Genomic DNA, 18,089 nt, shown 5'->3' on the forward strand with positions numbered 1-18,089 from the left:
TTGGATTTACAAACTGAATTAAATAAAGCGGAAGGTTTTAAAAACCTCGGGCTCCATGCGAAGCAAGTGGTTGAGGGGTTTATTGCTGGGATGCACAAAAGTCCGTTTCATGGGTTTTCGGCAGAATTTGCTGAACATAAAATTTACAACCAAGGAGAGAGCACACGCCATATCGATTGGAAATTATTTGCCAAAACAGATAAGCTTTACACGAAGCGCTATGATGATGAAACGAACTTACGTTGCCATATCATCTTAGACAACAGTAGCTCGATGCATTACCCGAAAATGGATTCCTTTTCCATAGGGAATTTAAACAAAATTGGGTTTTCCGTTCTAGCTGCCGCTTCATTAATGCAAATTTTAAAAAGACAACGCGATGCAGTAGGCTTGAGTATTTACAGTGATGCTTACGATTACTATGCTCCAGAGAAAGGCAGTGAGCGGCACCACCAAATGCTGTTGAACCATTTAAGCGAAGCCGTAATTTCAAAACCATTAAATAAACAAACCGAAACTTTTAAATACCTGCATGAGATAGCCGAGAAAATCCACAGGCGTTCCATGATTTTTTTGTTTACAGATATGTTTCAAACGTCGGAAGATGAAGTTAGACTTTTTGAAGCGTTAAGGCATTTAAAATATAACAAGCATGAAGTGATATTATTTCATGTATTTGATAAAGAAAAGGAGCTGAAATTTGATTTTGATAACAAACCTAAGCGCTTTATTGATGTAGAAACCGGAGAGCATATTAATTTATATGCAGATTCCATAAAGGAAAACTACGCACGAGCCGTTGAAGATTATTTTGCTGCTTTGCGCTTAAAATGTGCACAATACAAGATAAAATATGTAAAGGCCGATATCAATAAAGATTTTAATAATATACTCACTACCTATATGATAGAGCGGCAAAAATTCGGGTAAAAATATTTTTAAAAAACTTTGAAAAAGATTTGAGATATAAAAAAAGCCATGTATATTTGCATCCGCAATAGCGCAACGGTCTGGTAGTTCAGTTGGTTAGAATGTCGCCCTGTCACGGCGAAGGTCGCGGGTTCGAGTCCCGTCCAGACCGCCAAATTGCTAAAAGCTCTAAGAGATTAGGGCTTTTTTTGGCAAGTTAAAGAAGTTGTGTTGTTCACGCACCAAGCGTGATGTAGTTTACCAAAGTAATATTTGGTAACCAATGGAAAGCTTTCCTTTTCCGATGTTTCGGAATTGGGATGCTTTTTTGTTTTAGGACAATTTAAGCTGGAAAATTGCTTCTACATTTCTGATGTTCTATCCTTCAAATTAATCCCTTTCGAAATGCGTTTATAACTACCCTTTTCTAAATTGGTTTTTGCAGAATCAGCTATAGTTTCAGTATCAAGAATGCCTTTATAGATATTAAAAGTATCAATTGCTCTTAATCAAGGTTGACCCCTATTGTTTAGAAAAATCAAAACTTTTGAATTCAACTATTCAAACCTGACTGATGGATATCATTTTGGGTCTTTTCAACATATGCTACATTAAGGTCAACTATTATTAACACATAAATTATCATGAAAAGAGAATTTTTACTTTCAATCGTTTTACTTTTTGTGGTTGTTGGTTATTCAACAGCGCAGAAGTCAGTTGCATTACACAGCAACGGAACCACTACTATTTTTGGTGGTGATACTCCTTTAACGGAGGCCTACGACGCAGCGGCTACCGGTGATACCTTGTATGTTTCAGGAGGTAATTTTGTATCTCCAACTACCATTGATAAAGGACTGGTTATTATCGGTGCGGGGTTTGATACAGATTCTACTGCGGTAACAGGGAAAACCTATATTTACAGTTCTGCCGTTAATTCTGGTAGAATTGAAATAGGAAGTAATGCCTCAAATTTATATATGGAAGGCATTCATTTTCAAGGAGGTTTATTTAAAACAGATGCCGCTATTACAGGTTTTACTTTAATTAGAGTAAAGCTTAATGATTTAATTTTTTCCAATACCGGGGTAATACCAACAAATGCCTCTATAATTCAATGTGATATCGCGAATGATGTTAATATTACAGGAGTAACCTATTCGGTAATTTCAAATTGTATTTTAAGGGGAAAAATACTTAACTCAAATTCCAATGTTTTCAAGAATAATGTTATAACGCGTTCAGATGGATTTGGTAGCTTACAGAATTGCGACTCAAATACCTTTACAAACAATATTTTCACTGCTATTCATTTACTTTCAGATGGTGCCTGTAGTTACAATAATTTTCAATACAACATTTTTTCTCAGGCATCACCGGCACTTGGAACAGGGAATACAGATTTAAATAATTTTAAAGGGATTGATATAGCAAATGTCTTTGTTGATTTTGGGTCGTCAGATTTTCATTTATTGCCAGATGCGTCCTCAACATATTTGGGTGATGATGCAACCGAAGTGGGCATGTATGGAGGCTTATTACCGTTTAAAGAAGGAGCAGTGCCAGTTAATCCGCATATTTCATTTAAATCTATACAAACCACTTCAGACAGTAATGGATTCTTGAATGTTTCTTTTAGAGTAGAAGCACAACAAAATTAGTTATGAAACGGTTACTAAAAATTGGGTTATTATTTTTCACAAACTATCTTTTTGTAGGCTTTTATTGTATGGCTCAAAATAATATTTCGAGTTACCAATATTGGTTTGATAATGACTACGGAGTAAATACCCACACAATGGTTTCTCCGATGGAAAACTTTGAATTAAATTCCGCAATATCTCTCGAAACTATAACAGACGGACTTCATGTATTTCATATTCGTTTTAAAGATACGGATGATCGTTGGAGCATCACCTCTAGTGATTTTTTCTACTACAATGATTTAATAACCAATAATATCAATAGTTATCAATATTGGTTTGACAGTGACTATGATTCGAACATCCATACATCGGTTTCACCAACAGATAAATTGGGATTGAATACCCTAATTCCTCTTGAAACTTTAGCCAATGGATTACATAGCTTTAATATTCGGTTTAGAGATGACAAAAATAGGTGGAGCATTCCCTCAATTGATTTTTTCTATTTCACCGAATTAACCACAAATAATATTGATAGCTATCAATATTGGTTTGATAATGATTATGGTAATCAAACTACCGAAACCGTTTCACCGAGTGGACAATTAATGTTAAACACGTCAATTTCTCTTGAAACTATAACGGACGAATTGCATCTTTTTAGCATTCGTTTTAAAGATGATAAAGGTATTTGGAGCGTTCCGCAGAATCAATATTTTTATTATCATGAGTTAACCGATAGCAACATTTTGGCCTATCAATATTGGTTTGATAATGATATTGATACCAATACGCTTGTTTCAACTACACCAGTACAACACATGCAGTTAACCGAGATGATTCCTATTGAGGATATTGAAGAAGGCTTGCATATTTTTAGTGTCAGGTTTAAGGATGATAAAGGCAGTTGGAGTGTACCAGTGAATCAGTATTTTTATAAATCCAACCATGTAGTTGATAATGAAATTACGGGATACCGCTATTGGTTAAATGATGATATTAATAGTGCAATTTATGTTACCATAGATAATCCAACTAAATTGTTGAATTTAAGTGAGGACATTGATTTTCCTGGTCTTGCACTTGGAGATTACACCATTCATTTTCAATTTAAAGATTCGTCAAATCATTGGAGTGTGGTCACATCAGATGAATTTGCGTTAACAAGTCTTAGCGTTATTGATAACACGTTTGAAAAATTTATCACGGCTTATCCAAATCCCACAAAAAGTGAGGTCAATTTTGATTTGGGAGAAAGTTACGGTTTAATTCAGGTAAAGATATTTGACAATTTGGGTAGACTGGTTCAACAAGAATCGTTTAGGAAATCACAAAAATTTAAATTGAACATAAACAACGACGCCGATGGAATTTATTTTGTCATCATTAAAGCCGATGATAAAAAGGCAACTTTTAAGTTTATAAAATATTAAAAGGTAAATATATATTCCGTTTACAGAAAATGGATGTTAGTTGGAAATTTATTTTGTAATGCGAAACCGCAAAAAGCCCTAAGAGATTAGGGCTTTTTTAGTTACTAATAGTAGTTTAGTTTTTCCTATAAATGTCCGAATAAATATAATATGGATTATTTGGGACAGAGTATTATTACTATCTTAATAATTTTGTATCAGAACTTAAAAGCTCTCATCATGAATCACAATGTAATCTTCAATCATACAAAACCGTTAATACTCTGCATTGTATTTATGTTTTTGACGGCACAAATTGGTTTCGCCCAATCCAAGCTCGGTAGAGCAGAAGATAGCTTAAATGAAAATAGGGGTCGTGGAGGCACATCCTCTGAACGTAACAGCAATAGTTTTGATGATGACGACAATCCTTTTGTGGAAGCTATTGCCTATTATGCTGTTGAAGCGGTTTTGGCAGTGAGTTACTACACATTTATAGAATCTCCTTTTGAATTTGGAACCAATTCTAGTTTGGCAGGGGTTACAAAATACCCTTATTACAGCGCGAATAAAGGGAATTATACCTATGACCTGGAAACCGATGAGATAAGTTTTTTTAGAATGGGCATTTCAAGTCGATACATCTCCGAAAACAACAATTTAAAAGGAATGCATTTAAATTTGGATATGCGCTTTCTTAAGCGTTTGGGTGTAGAAGCAGACTACTTGCAACTATGGGAAAACAATCCCAATTTCGGAAAGGATAATTTAGCCATTTTTAGTTTACTGGCACAATACCATAGAGTACGCACAGAAAAATTTGATGTGAAATGGGGTGTTGGAACATCCTATGTTGCAGGTAATGTCAATCAGTTTGGATTTGCATATGGATTGGGTTCTGAATTGTTTTTTGCCAAACCCCTAAGTTTGGAAATTAATTTTAATCAAACCTTTATTAACACTGGGACCATCAATAAATTTAATGGATTGCTGAATTACCATGTTGATAGGTGCAAATTCACAGGTGGCTATGAGCATCTAAGAATCGGCAATCAAAACTTCTCTATGGTTTCGGTAGGGCTTGGTGTATTCTTTTAACCAGAGCATTTGTTTTAATAAATTCCAGAAGCTTAGCCTTTCCCTTTTAACTTTTGTATAATTCCTCTAATTGCTGCTAACGCTACGATCAAAAAAACAATACCTATAACACAAAGTACAATACAAAATGCAACGCCCATAAGGTGTTGGGCAAACGTGATATCTGGATTTTTGCCACCAACCAAATGGGCTATACCAAACAATAAGGTGAGCCAACTAATATAGATTGACACAATAATTAAAGGGACATTTAGTAGATAAGATCCTTTTATAATCGGGAGTTTCATAATCTTTAAAGTTATGGTTTGAAAACAGCTACAAAACAAATGTGATTTTCACATTTTAACAATTAAATAAGCAATTTGAAGAATTGTTTATTTTAATAGAGCAAACTTATTTATGTTTGGACTACCATAACATAAGTAGGTTAAGTTCATGGTAGATTTGGGGCAAAAAAGGTGAACGTCTGTTCACCTTTTTTATTTTCAACTAATTTCAACTTTCTGAAAAAACGTCTAGTTTTCAGTGTTATTTTTATTCAGATAATATTTGATGATATCTGCGGTAGATACAATACCAACAACCCTCTTACCCTCAACAATGGGTATGGCGTGGTAATTTCCTTTAGATAGTTCATGCGCTACTTCATCAATACTAACATGTTCGTCCAATGCAAATGGGTTGGGCGTCATGATGTCTTTGGCGGTTAATTCGTTGTACACCAAATGGTTATCGTCAAGACCTGCGCCTTTTATTTTGTACATAAAGTCAATTAGGCTAATCATGCCCACTAATCGCTCATCTTCAGTTACTGGGATATGATGATGAAATTCTTTTTTCTCATAAATGTGTTTTACATCTATAAGTTTTTGATGAGGTGTAACGCACACCACATTTTTAGACATTATTGAAGAAACAGGTGAGGATGACATGACACAGGTATTTACGTTAAAACTGTAACTAAATTAAAATTATAACATACATCAACCTATGATTTTAATCATTTTAGGATAAGTTATTTAGGCATATATTTAATATTGATTTAGTAACTAAAAATTGAGGTCATGAAAACTAAAACACTATTGGAATGGCTCACCCTATCTTCAAGTATCTACTACATCGTAAAGGACACGCAACTTATGGATAGATTTAACGAACTATCCAAAAAAGGGAAAGATGAAATCAATAAAGTGGCTTCAGAATCTGCCGTAGACGATGATGGCAATGAACTTGAGTTTATCGATAAAATTATTTTAAAAACCAATCAAGTTAAAGATGAAGTAGAGGAAAAAATTGAAGAGCTCATTGTGAAGTTCTATAAAAAAATGAACATTGCCCACTTGGATGAGATAAAGGCTTTGAACGAAAAACTTGAAAAGGCCAACGAGTCCATAGCATTATTGGAAGCACGGTTAAATCATTTAGAAATGGTTGAATAATATGAATGTTTTTTCAAACATAAAATACAAGTACAAATCAATAGTTAGGTATAACCAAATTTTAAGGGTTTTACTAAAATACGGCTTTGAAGATTTGGTTCAGTATCTCAGGGAAAAGGATAAATACACCTTTTTTTTACGTTTTGTACCAAAGTCCTCACAAGTTCATGCGGCCCAATATACCAAATGGGAGAAAATGCGATTGGTGTGCGAAGAACTTGGCCCCACATTTATAAAGTTTGGTCAAATTTTAAGTAATCGGCCAGACCTTATACCTTTCGATTTGGTATTGCAGTTTGAAAAGCTTCAAGATGAGGTGCCGCCAATGGATGACAAAAAGGCCAAAGAAGTAGTGGTGTCTGAACTAAAAGACAGCATTGATAATTTATTTGCATGGTTCAATCCAAAACCTTTTGCCTCGGCGTCTATGGCCCAGGTGCATAAGGTGACTTTAAAATCTGGAAAGCGCGTAGCCCTAAAGATTCAACGTCCTGGCATAAAAAAAATTATTTTAGAGGACATCAAGGTCATGTACAGTGTGGCTGAAGTTTTGGAAAAAAGAATTCCGTCCTTAAAAAGTTTCGACCCAATCGGGTTAGTGAAAAACTTTGAAGAGTCCATACTCAAGGAACTCGATTTTATAAATGAATCCATCAACGCACAAAGGTTTTACAACAATATTGCTCAAGATAATAGTCCTGATCAATTCGCCAGTGCCCCAAAAGTTTATCAAAAATATACCACCGAAAAAATCCTTGCTTTAGAATTTATATCAGGTATTAAAATCAATAGAATAGAGGAACTTGATAAAAAGGGTATCGACAAAGAGGTTATAGCCAAAAGGCTGAGTATTAGTTTTTTCAAGCAAATTTTTGAATATGGTTTTTTCCATGCCGATCCACATCCAGGTAATCTATTGGTTTTGCCCAATCGTCATATTTGCTATTTGGATTTTGGAATGATGGGCAGTATTTTACTCCGGGACATTAAAGTTTTTGGTAGCCTTTTTATAGCCGTTACCAATAAAAACGTAACCAAGATTATCAAAGCTTTGCAGCAACTCTCAAATACAACGGTTATAGAGAATAAAAGAGAATTAGAATTTGATATTAATGAATTTTTAGAAAAGTACTATGTAAGAGATGTTCATGAGAATGAAATTAGTACGGTGTTGCTAGAGCTAAAGGATATCATTGTCGCGCACGGATTGAAGGTACCATCCCATTTTTATCTTTTTGCCAGATCTATGGTCACCATTGAAGGTGTTATCCAAAAATTGGATCCGGCTTTAGACCAATTTGACATGGTTCGTCCATATTTGTCAAGAAGTGTAACCAAAGATTATAATCCGCTGAAGATGGGAAAAAAAGTGGTGAATTCTCTTTATGAAATGACAAATTACATGGAAGAATTTCCGAGCGATCTTAAAAACGCTATACGGAAAATAAACAGTGGCGAGATAAAAGTTAATTTAACCCATAAAGGTATTGATGCGATGGTTTATGCCATACACCGCGTAACAAAACAAGTGGTAACAGCCTTTATTTTGGTGGCCTTAATTATAGGTTCTACCTTGTTTATTGTTACGGCTATTCCTCCATTTTGGAAAGACATATCCATATTCGGACTAATTGGTTTGTTTTTCGCTTTTATTATTGGGGTAAGTGTCATTCGCGATATTAGGAAGAAGGATTTTCATCATTGGTGACGCTTATGATGTCTGAAAAAACAAGAAAGCACAATTTTTAAATTGTGCTTTCTTTCTTAAGTTAAGCTTTTGAAAAAGCTTGCTTAAAATGGCCAAAGGCCTCTGAAATCTCATTTTGAAAATGTTCCCATTGGGTTTCCTTTTTTTTGCCGGAATATTTGCTTTTAATTTTCTCAATCATCTCGTTAAACTCCTTTTTGGATTTCTCAAAAGCTGTTTTTACACCGTCTTTACCCTTCTCGAAATTTTTCTCTAAGATTTCAAGTTGAACTCTAAACATTTCAATTTCAATTAAAACATAAGCATAAATGCTATTGAGTGTTTCATTTGTTTTAATCTTTACCTCAATGTCATGTAGTTTGTGTAGCAGTTTCTTTTTTTGTTCTTTAAAAGCATCTTTAGATTCTGCTTTGCCCAAAGCCAGTTGAACAATCAGTTCGTCGAACATCGTGTTCATGTCTGTTATTTTTTCTTTTCCTAACTCAATTTTATTCTTGGTTTCATGGATGAATAAGTTGAATTTCTTTTTAATTTCTTCGTATTTGTCTGTGGCTTCAGCTTTTCCCAGTGAGGCTTTAACCTGAAACTCTTCAAGATCAATTGCGGTTTTTCTTAGTTGAGCAACAACTTTGTCTACAAATGTGGCATTATCTATAGTTTTCATAATCATTGGATTTTGAGTTATCTTTAAATATCTAAACTATAGTTGAAAAGGGCAATGATTAATATCAGTTGGAGCATCTATTTTTCTTTGTTGTAAATATCTTTCAAAGTAATTGAGTTGCCATCCTCACCATTAATGTGCAAATTATATCTGATGGTTATTTTTGTATTTATTGGAGCGTGATAGTAAATAACCCAGGCATCCGATTCCTTTGTGCCAATACAACCATTGGAATAAGCTTTTCCCAAGGTAATGGGGTTTGTGGTTGGATGTATTAATTGCCCATACCTTTGGCCATTAATTTCAGTTTCTATAAACGGGATTCTTGGTAATTTGGTCACTTCGTTATCATCTCTTTTTGTAACATAGTAGCGATGCCCATTTACAGGATTTATATAATCAGGATTTTTATTGTAACCGATAATCGTCCCATTGCCGATTTTAGTTTTTAAGTCTATAATGCGTCCTGCGGTTTCAAGGTATTTTTTTTCATTTCTGCCCACTCTAACGGGAAATGAATATTTCTCTGTGGAGTCTTCCAAAATGCGCATTTTGTATTCCGGAATGTTTAGGTCTATAAGTGTTGTGTTGAATATTTTTAAGAGTTTGTTGGCCAAATCATTATTTGGTATAAAAATGGTGTCTCCTTTGTTTAGAATAACCATTTCTTTTTGATTGTCCACTTTTATACCACGAGCTTTCAGAATATAGTAATCGGTATTTTTCAAGGTATCAATAATCCAAGGGTTGGCCCGAACCAACAAATGCTCGGTTAGTTTATAAGAAGTAACGGAATCATATTTTTTAACGATGGAATCTAAATATTCAAAATAGGCGTTAATGGCAATATTTCTGTTTACAATAAGATAGTTAACGGCGGAATCATGAGTACAAATCTCTATTGCTTCCGCTTTGATAATGGGCTTTTTGTCAATTTTAAAAGCCACTTGTGCAAATACGAAAAAAGCCAAAACTAGTATTAGTGAGCTTTGAAGAAATCTATTCATAACCTGCCAATATTAAGATTGAGGACTTTACATTCCTTTATTTGAAATTTATATCATATTCCATGTTTTGCCAATGATTTCAATCAGTTTCGGGATATGATTTTTATCATTTAAAAAATGCCCATATCTAACTAAATTAGAGGGTTGTAGCATGATGTATAATGTTTGGTTTAAATAAAATAAAACCCTTTTTTGTTGAAATAGGTGAACTTTCAATATTCACCCGAAGATTTTTTAAGGAAGTATTTAAGAAACCTTTTGAACTTAATGAGCTATTAAGGCAGTGCTACAACATAGGGAACCGTTCATTTTTGTTGGTAGGCCTCACGGGTTTTATAATTGGGCTGGTTATAACATTGCAAACCAGACCAACCTTACAGGAATTTGGTGCCGAAGCTTGGATGCCCTCTATGGTAAGTATTTCAATAATTAGGGAAATTGGACCAGTCATTATTGCGTTAACCGTGGCCGGACGAATAGCCTCGGGAATTGGTGCAGAATTGGGCTCCATGAGGGTTACAGAACAGATTGATGCTATGGAAGTTTCTGGTACCAATCCGTTTAAATTTTTAGTGGTGACCAGAATTTTAGCAGCCACGTTGGTAATACCAATTTTAGTGATTTATGGTGATGCTATTGCACTTTATGGCTCATACATTATTGAAAACATAAAAGGCGATGTATCCTTTCAACTGTATTTTAATAAAGCTTTTAAAGCTTTGGAATTTACAGACCTGGTTCCCGCTACTATTAAAACCTATTTTTTTGGTTTTGCTATTGGGTTGGTCGGTTGTTTTAAAGGTTATAACTGTAAAAAGGGAACAGTTGGTGTTGGTAAAGCAGCAAACACGGCGGTGGTATTTGCCTCCATACTATTGTTTGTACTCGACTTTATCGCTGTTTTTATAACAGACATATTTTTTGAAGTTTAAAAATGAAAGAAGTAGCTAACATAAAACAAGTTAAACCGTCTCAAAGCAATCGAGCGACGATGATTAAAATTAAAGATTTGAGAAAATCCTTTGGTGAAAATCAAGTGTTGAACGGTTTTAATTTAGAGCTCTTTGAGGGAGAGAACCTTGTGGTTATGGGAAAGTCAGGTTCAGGAAAATCGGTAATGATAAAATGTTTGGTGGGTTTAATGGAGCCCGATTCTGGATGTGTTGAGGTTATGGGCAAGGAAATTGTTAAGCTGAACCAAGTGGAGCTGGATGAGCTAAGAACCGAAATAGGGTTTCTTTTTCAAGGCAGTGCCCTTTACGATTCTATGACTGTGAGGGAAAATTTGGAATTTCCTTTAAGAAGGCACAAAAATCGGTTTAAGGATATAGAAGATGCTGAAAAGCTCATCATAGAAACTTTAGATAGCGTTGGGTTGGCACATACTATGGACTTGATGCCCGCCGAACTTTCTGGGGGAATGAAGCGTCGAATAGCCTTGGCGAGGACACTAATATTACGGCCAAAAATTATTTTATATGATGAACCTACAAGTGGATTGGACCCGATAACGTCAAAAGAAATAATTGAGCTTATGCGCGAAGTCCAAAAAAAGTATAAAACCTCGTCATTGATTATAACCCATGATGTGGATTGCGCGCGAGTTGTATCAGAACGTATGGTTTTATTGGTTGATGGCGTAAACTATGCACAAGGAACATTTAATGAATTGTCCCAATCAACAGACGAGAAGATAAGGGCATTTTTTAAACAATAAAATTTAGAAACCATGAAAAAAACAACAACGGAAAAATTTAGGCTCGGTGTTTTTGTGATTTCAGGATTGCTCCTTTTTGTGGTGGCCATTTATCTAATTGGGGAACGGCAAAACCTGTTCAACAAAACATTTAGCATAAGTGCCAATTTCAATAATGTTAATGGTTTAATACAAGGTAACAATGTGCGTTATTCAGGCATTAATGTGGGGACCGTTAAAAGAATAACCATGGTAAACGATTCGGTTATAAATGTTGAGATGGTCATTGATGAAAAAATGGTGAATCACATAAAAAAAGATGCCGTAGCTACCATAGGAACTGATGGCTTGGTTGGGAATATGATTGTTAACATTATTCCCGGAGAAGGAAATGGCGCTATGATTTCTTCAGGAGATATTATTAAATCGTATACCAAAATAGGGACGGGTGAAATGCTTAACACTTTAAATGTTACCAACGAAAATGCCGCATTGCTCACCTCTAAATTGTTGGATATTGCCGATGCCATAACAGATGGTAAAGGTACTTTGGGTATGCTGATTCATGATAGTGTGGCCTCAAACAACATCAAACAAACAATTAACAACTTGAAATTTACAAGCATTCAAGCCAACAAGGCACTGAAAGAAATAAATTCAATAATCAGTTCTTTAAATGTGGATGAAAGTGTTGCTGGCGTATTGTTGAACGATTCCATCGAGGCCCAAAAAGTGAGGACCGTAATTGCAAATCTTGAAGATTCCAGCAAAGAAATAAAAACGGTGGTAGATAATTTAAATGAAACCCTTACAAACATAAAAGATGGAGAAGGAGCCATCAACTATCTTTCAAATGATGGGGAATTTGTTAGAAAGCTTGAGCAAACCATTCAAAATGTAGAAGAAGGCACCGATAAATTCAACCAAAATATGGACGCCCTAAAACATAATTTCTTGACCCGGGGTTATTTCAAAAAACTGGAACGGGAATTGAAAAAGGCCGAAAGGAAAAATAAATGACCATATTTTATTATTAGGTAACTCGGCCACTAAGGAATCTACTTTCAATTCATATTTAAAAATAGAGCTTGTTTCTGTTTTGGAAGTAAATTTTCCATCAGCATTGAAGGTTAATTTATTTGTAACTATATAATTGCTCTCTGCTATTTCCATTACCCAATCACCAATGATCAAATTTTTGATTTTTTTAGTTCCCTAGTTTTTAAGGATAGGGGTATTTCATTGCACCATTTTTGAAATCCTCTTCGGTTGGCATTGGTAAGGTTGTATATAAAGTTGTGGGGCTCAAGCGGAGGCGATAGTCCGAGTAATCGATGGGTTTCGACCAATAACTTATTTTATTATTTAATTGTTTTTTAAATACTTCAAGTGCCACCCATGTACATTTTTCTTTCAACGCTTCTAAACTTTCTTCAGAAGGGTTATCTTCATAGAGCCCAGCATATTTAAAAGTATCATGATATTGATTAATAAAAAAGGAATACGCATTGTATCCATCATTTGTGAATACATAAAACTGAATGCCAAAAACATGCAATCTTTTATTTTTTTTAGGTGCAAATAGTATTTCAAGAACAATATTATAATCTGAACTCATATCTTGATTTTCAATTATTTTACCTATTGAAGCCCCACTGTATTGAAAAATTTCATATTGGTTTATGCCTCTTAGTTCCTTTGGTTTAATTTTGAAATCATCATATTGTACATTTAAATCTAAGTCATTTTTCAGGGATTCAGCAATAGTTTTCCCTGAATTCTTGGACCAAGTTGTAGAATCTGCCGTTCTCAAGATTGTTGGATAGAGAGTAATTTGGGATTTTTTATAAGTTTTTAAGAATTTCTCAGCTGACTTACTCGCTGGTCTACAACCGTCCTCAGGATTTGATAAGCTTGAAATAATTTTAAAGTAGCCATCATTAGGATATTTTCTGTTATCCAAATAGTTCCTTGCCCTATTAGCAATAGCTGTTGAATCAAGGACACCCTCATAGATATTGAATTCATCTATCGCACCAAGACTTTTTTCAAAAAAAGAAGATCCTGATTTAAGCAAAAAAGCATCTTCATTACTTAAATTGGCAATGGTGTTCTTGTGGCTAGTAATGGGTTTTGATGCTACTAAAACACCATCGATGTAATATTTTAACACATGATTATCAAAAGTTGTAACCACGTGATGGAATCTAACATCCTGAAGTAAAGGTCCATCTAAGGAAATAGTGGTTTCTTGAGAGTTTGATTCATCAAAACATAAAATTTTTGTAACACTAGATTTATTTTTCTTTACAAACTGGTGGATATAATCAGTTTTTGTATTATTTGGTTGGTCATACTTTCCAAAAAAAGATATACTCCCCACACCATCAGTTTTTGCAGGTAAAACAAATGCTTCAAGAGTTATCGCTTTGTATTTGTTAATATTTATTTTTTCTGCAGGTAATTTTAGATAATACTCTATAATATGTTTTTTGTCTTCTTCATAAAAACTTGACCAACGTCCGCCCTCATAATTTACGAATAGACCTTCGATTACCTGACCCTTGGAATGTTCTTCTCCTATGATAGTACCATGAGCTTTCCCAACAACATCTTTAACCGATCCGTCCTCAAAAGTATAAGAATGTTTAAGTTTTACCGGCACTTTCTTATTAGGCTTTAAATTAGTCTCTTGGCTATTGGCGAAGTAAAACCCAAATAGCCCAAACAAAAGAACAAATCTTGTTAAAATATTATTTCTCATATTCTATAAGAGTTTTAGTCATTCTCTATTTTAAAGTAGGTTGCTATTAGCCTATCACAGGTCTCACATGTTGGTTGGTTCTCTTTTATTAGGTTTAGTTTATTAATGGCATCTTCTGGTTTATTGTTGAAAATATCATAAATGGCGCTTTGTAAAAATAGGGGATAGTTATCACTGTCATTTTGCATGAAACGACGCGCCTTGTTTAAATAAAAACCTTCGAGTATAATTTCCGTACCTTTTAAAAAATTAACATGTGCTTTTAAACGAAGCAGTTCAAAATTATTCGGGTTTATTTTTTCGGCTTCTTCCATACAGAATTGTACTTTTTCCATTTGGTCCTTTGAAAAATAAAGTTTAATAAGATTAATATAGTCTGATAATTCTCTAAGCAATTGATTATTAATTCTTTCTAAAAGCAGGTTCTCGTAATCGCTATTTCTATCAAATATTTTATACATGAACAATAAATTGGAATAAACCTCATTCGGGCTGAACATGGTTTTGGGGGCGTTTTCTGGAAAAACTTCAAAGGCCTTTTTATAATAACCAATAGTTAAATCTCTTTTATCTAGACAAAAATTTATAAAACCGAGACATTTGTTCAAGGTATATTCATTAAGTGTTTGATTTTTAAATGCTTGTTGCAGCCAATTTTCTAATTCTTTGATTTCTTTTATTTCCGATGGGTTAAAATAAAAAGCAGGTAGATTTTTTTCATTGTAATTGGAGACTAAGATTTTTAAAAGGAGATTAAAAAAGTTAGTTAGTTTATCTATTTTTTCCTCCATTTGTTTATTCTTAATTTTCCCATAATATCCTTTTATGAATGACCAATCTATTAACTCTTTATAGTGTGTTTGCTTTAATTCTGTTAAAATCATGGGGTCGTCTAATTTTGGCTGTAATTCTGACATTTTTTCCACTGTGTTAACAAGTATCAAGGAAAAAATTGGAATCTCCGGCTTGGGGTAATTGGCGTTAAGCGAATTGATATTCATGGATTTTACTTTATTAAAGTCTCCAATCGAAAAAAAATAAAGTGTATAGGTAAAAAAAGCGCTCATTTCGTTGGGATTTAGGGAGAGTGCTTTTTCGGCATCTTCAATAAATCCATCTTTACCTAATTTAAACCTCAAAAAACTCCGATTACCAAAATAGCAAGCCGAATCATTTTCAAAAAAATCAACATCGATATTTTTTAATGCTTTATTGAAAAACTTGTTGGCATTCTCCTGCTCTTTAATGTTCTCATAATATTTTCCCATTTTGAGGAGTATGTCAAAATTTAAAGAGTCTTTGGATAAGGAATCTTTTAATGTTTCCAAATATTCAGGGGTTGAGGGGTGCTCATGTTCTATGTCATTAAGAGAAGGATATAAATCTCCAGTAGATAAACTGAATGAGAACTCTCCTCCAATTTCAAACAGCTCCTCTTTGCAACCTAAAAAGTCTTTCCTATCCCTTTCAATTAAATCTTTATTTAAACGATATGTTTGACCAATTGATGGGATGGTAATTAAGGATAATACAAGAATCACTATAGTTTTCATTGATTTCAATTTAAATAGATTTATTTACATCATCGAAAAGATATTTAAATAAAGAAAAAAGCAACTAACAACTAAAGTAGCAATGTTAAGTGCCTTCCAAAATTTATCGAGTATTTTATGAAGACTTATTCCGCTTAAAATAATTGCAAAAACATGAAATATTATGGATAGTATGGTTGTATCGTATCTCCCTTGAAGAAAATCGGGAAAGTAATTTTTGAAAATATCAACTGCTTCTGGCTGTGATGTCCCAATAGAAGCAGCATATACCCATAACCCAAATATTGAAAACGGAATTAGCAAGCAAGCTAAACTAATAGTGGTAATTAACTTCAGTTGATTTTGAGTGAATATTTTTTTATTATTAGTTTCTTCCTTTTTTGCATCAAACCAAATATTGGATGCTTTATTAAATAGTAAAAGGATTATAACCAGTTGTGCTATTAGCATAACGGAAGATGTAATAAAACCCATGACATTAACCACTCTTAATTTAATCAATAAAGGAAAATAAGAGTAAAAGAAATTAATAACAACGCCTAGAATGCACAAAACCAATAGTGTAATTCTTGCCCAATTCTTTCCTTGTCCAACTTTAAAGGCCAGAAGACCCATTATAAAAATTTTAATTATGAAGGCTAAAATTTGTGGGACCCTAATTAAACCAGTGCTGAATATTAAATCAAGACCTATAAACTTTAAGTTTGAATCAAAAAAAGTAAACCCTATTGTTGCAACAAAAAGGTATATGTAGATTAGGTATACCGCAAATCTTACTTTTTTAGGCATCTTTTTAGTTTTTATTTCTCAAATATTATGGGAAACGGATGTTTCAATCCTTTTCTTTCTACTATTTCCGCTCTTAATGAGCCAACGGCCAAATCGGCCTTAATTTTTAATGGGATTTTATTTTTATCCGCACTTACCCAAAGTGTTAAACTTTCTTGTTCCTTAAAAACCCTGCCAGCCGAAACATATGGTCGGAACTTCAATGATTTTATTTTTCCAAATTTTGTTTTAATGATTTCTCTTCCCAGAAATTTTAATTGAAATTTGAAATTTTCTTCATCAAAGAACATATTTAAGGCTACCATATCTCCTTCCTTTATGGTGTCTGTGTCGTAATTATTGCGCAAATAGTAAAATGCCGATAGCATATCCTGAACATCTTTCTCGATGGAATATGTTTCACGAACATTGTGTTTTTTGTTATTAACATGGGCCTTTTTATTGGTATGGTCAAATTCAATCTCGATATCTTTGGTATGGCCGCCTTCATCAATTTGTCTAATAAATTTATAGGGCAATCCTGTTTCTTTATCCAAATAACTCTCATACCTATCCCTAACCTTAAAAAATAACCAACTTATTGGTCCAGTTGTTTTGCCATGGCCAACAACATGGTAAACAGGCTTGTCTTTATATTTTGCGTTTTTCACCTCTAAGGTGGCTTCACCTGCTTTAAGCCAGCCACTATAGCTCATTTTAAGTTTAATCCATTCGCCTTCTTGAAATGATTTTTGGCTTTGCGAAAAAGCATTTTGCAAACCAAGAACTATAGCCCAAATGAAAAGAATCTTAAAAAATTTTAATGGTGCTTTCATATTGATAATGGGTATTTAAAGTGGAGTCCGAATGGTTAAAATGATTAATATATACTTAGTCCTATTTCAAATATACCTTCAGTTATTTGGGTTTGTTTGGTTTCACATTTCTCAGTTGCGACAAACTCAAAAGTGCCTTTAAAAACACTGTTGAAGGAAGTGAGTTCAATTTTGCCAGAAACAATGTTTTGATATTCATCATTACAAAATGGTGGGGAATAATAATAGTAATCAATTGTAGAGTCAAAAATTCCTCCCCGATATACAAAATATTCCACATAGTTTTCAACGCCGTCAAATTCATAAACCCCTGGGCCGCTAGTTGGATTAAAATATATTTTAAAAGAGTGTGTTAGGTCTGAATCCACATTATCTGCTGCAAGTCCTGATATTTCATAGTTATCACCTTTATCTCTCAAGGACACAACTGTCCAAGTTATTAACTGCCCGTCGATATAAGCCGACATTGTATTTTGACGTTCCTCAACCTCATTTGAGGTATCACTACTACAACCTAAAAAGGCCATTGTACAAATAATAAATGCAAGATAAATTATGCGTTTTGTTTTCATATATTTTAATTTTAGGT

General features: G+C 33.8%; 18 protein-coding genes and 1 tRNA gene. 10 read left to right on the plus strand and 9 right to left on the minus strand.

Features of this window, described 5'->3' with window-relative positions; all coding sequences use genetic code 11:
- The 5 genes from WJN01_RS04850 (at position 1) to WJN01_RS04870 (ending at position 5,065) form a co-directional block, all read left to right on the plus strand.
- Positions 1-930 (plus strand): DUF58 domain-containing protein, encoded by a 930-nt coding sequence (locus WJN01_RS04850; RefSeq protein WP_445196009.1) that lies wholly within the window; start codon positions 1-3, stop codon positions 928-930.
- 77 nt (positions 931-1,007) lie between these two features.
- Positions 1,008-1,084 (plus strand) — tRNA-Asp (locus WJN01_RS04855).
- Positions 1,085-1,553: 469 nt separating this feature from the next.
- Positions 1,554-2,570 (plus strand): right-handed parallel beta-helix repeat-containing protein, encoded by a 1,017-nt coding sequence (locus WJN01_RS04860; protein ID WP_445196010.1) that lies wholly within the window; start codon positions 1,554-1,556, stop codon positions 2,568-2,570.
- A gap of 2 nt (positions 2,571-2,572) precedes the next feature.
- Entirely contained in the window at positions 2,573-3,988 is a 1,416-nt protein-coding gene (locus tag WJN01_RS04865; protein ID WP_445196011.1) for a T9SS type A sorting domain-containing protein, read from the plus strand.
- A gap of 219 nt (positions 3,989-4,207) precedes the next feature.
- A complete protein-coding gene (locus WJN01_RS04870; RefSeq protein ID WP_445196012.1) occupies positions 4,208-5,065 on the plus strand; it encodes a hypothetical protein in 858 nt (285 codons plus the stop codon).
- Positions 5,066-5,097: 32 nt separating this feature from the next.
- Here WJN01_RS04870 and WJN01_RS04875 read toward each other — a convergent pair whose 3' ends face one another.
- Together WJN01_RS04875 and WJN01_RS04880 are read right to left on the minus strand one after the other, a co-directional pair.
- On the minus strand, positions 5,098-5,352 hold the full coding sequence (locus tag WJN01_RS04875; protein ID WP_445196013.1) for a hypothetical protein: 255 nt from the start codon (positions 5,350-5,352) through the stop codon (positions 5,098-5,100).
- Positions 5,353-5,580: 228 nt separating this feature from the next.
- Complete coding sequence (locus tag WJN01_RS04880) at positions 5,581-5,997, minus strand: CBS domain-containing protein (protein ID WP_445196014.1); 417 nt, start codon at positions 5,995-5,997, stop codon at positions 5,581-5,583.
- A 132-nt stretch (positions 5,998-6,129) separates the two neighbouring features.
- On the opposite strand from WJN01_RS04880, the gene WJN01_RS04885 reads away from it, so the two are divergent.
- A complete protein-coding gene (locus WJN01_RS04885; protein WP_370479024.1) occupies positions 6,130-6,504 on the plus strand; it encodes a hypothetical protein in 375 nt (124 codons plus the stop codon).
- Position 6,505: 1 nt separating this feature from the next.
- A complete protein-coding gene (locus tag WJN01_RS04890; protein ID WP_445196015.1) occupies positions 6,506-8,212 on the plus strand; it encodes an ABC1 kinase family protein in 1,707 nt (568 codons plus the stop codon).
- 61 nt (positions 8,213-8,273) lie between these two features.
- Here WJN01_RS04890 and WJN01_RS04895 read toward each other — a convergent pair whose 3' ends face one another.
- Together WJN01_RS04895 and WJN01_RS04900 are read right to left on the minus strand one after the other, a co-directional pair.
- Positions 8,274-8,876: a hypothetical protein gene (locus tag WJN01_RS04895; protein WP_445196016.1), complete on the minus strand. Its 603-nt coding sequence runs from the start codon at positions 8,874-8,876 to the stop codon at positions 8,274-8,276.
- Positions 8,877-8,953: 77 nt separating this feature from the next.
- Positions 8,954-9,883 (minus strand): L,D-transpeptidase family protein, encoded by a 930-nt coding sequence (locus tag WJN01_RS04900; protein WP_445196017.1) that lies wholly within the window; start codon positions 9,881-9,883, stop codon positions 8,954-8,956.
- 161 nt (positions 9,884-10,044) lie between these two features.
- Between WJN01_RS04900 and WJN01_RS04905 the strand changes: the two genes are divergently transcribed.
- Genes WJN01_RS04905 through WJN01_RS04915 form a run of 3 tightly spaced genes read left to right on the plus strand, consistent with a single transcriptional unit; the run spans position 10,045 to position 12,599 of the window.
- Positions 10,045-10,815: an MlaE family ABC transporter permease gene (locus WJN01_RS04905; protein ID WP_370479016.1), complete on the plus strand. Its 771-nt coding sequence runs from the start codon at positions 10,045-10,047 to the stop codon at positions 10,813-10,815.
- A gap of 2 nt (positions 10,816-10,817) precedes the next feature.
- Entirely contained in the window at positions 10,818-11,600 is a 783-nt protein-coding gene (locus WJN01_RS04910) for an ABC transporter ATP-binding protein (protein WP_445196018.1), read from the plus strand.
- A gap of 12 nt (positions 11,601-11,612) precedes the next feature.
- The gene (locus WJN01_RS04915; RefSeq protein ID WP_445196019.1) at positions 11,613-12,599 is read left to right on the plus strand and encodes an MlaD family protein; all 987 of its coding nucleotides are present in this window, start codon (positions 11,613-11,615) and stop codon (positions 12,597-12,599) included.
- Between the two features lie 202 nt (positions 12,600-12,801).
- On the opposite strand, the gene WJN01_RS04920 is transcribed toward WJN01_RS04915, so the two are convergent.
- The 5 genes from WJN01_RS04920 to WJN01_RS04940 are packed head-to-tail and all read right to left on the minus strand — an operon-like array spanning position 12,802 to position 18,072.
- A complete protein-coding gene (locus WJN01_RS04920) occupies positions 12,802-14,343 on the minus strand; it encodes a LamG-like jellyroll fold domain-containing protein (RefSeq protein ID WP_445196020.1) in 1,542 nt (513 codons plus the stop codon).
- A gap of 14 nt (positions 14,344-14,357) precedes the next feature.
- Positions 14,358-15,896 carry a tetratricopeptide repeat protein gene (locus WJN01_RS04925; protein ID WP_445196021.1) on the minus strand — a complete coding sequence of 513 codons (1,539 nt, stop codon included), beginning with the start codon at positions 15,894-15,896 and terminating at the stop codon, positions 14,358-14,360.
- Positions 15,897-15,920: 24 nt separating this feature from the next.
- Complete coding sequence (locus WJN01_RS04930; RefSeq protein ID WP_445196022.1) at positions 15,921-16,685, minus strand: LTA synthase family protein; 765 nt, start codon at positions 16,683-16,685, stop codon at positions 15,921-15,923.
- A gap of 11 nt (positions 16,686-16,696) precedes the next feature.
- Complete coding sequence (locus tag WJN01_RS04935) at positions 16,697-17,500, minus strand: DUF3108 domain-containing protein (RefSeq protein ID WP_445196023.1); 804 nt, start codon at positions 17,498-17,500, stop codon at positions 16,697-16,699.
- A 44-nt stretch (positions 17,501-17,544) separates the two neighbouring features.
- The gene (locus tag WJN01_RS04940; protein WP_445196024.1) at positions 17,545-18,072 is read right to left on the minus strand and encodes a hypothetical protein; all 528 of its coding nucleotides are present in this window, start codon (positions 18,070-18,072) and stop codon (positions 17,545-17,547) included.
- Positions 18,073-18,089: the final 17 nt, after the last annotated feature.

Source organism: Tamlana sedimenti, from assembly GCF_038148895.1.
GTDB lineage: Bacteria > Bacteroidota > Bacteroidia > Flavobacteriales > Flavobacteriaceae > Tamlana.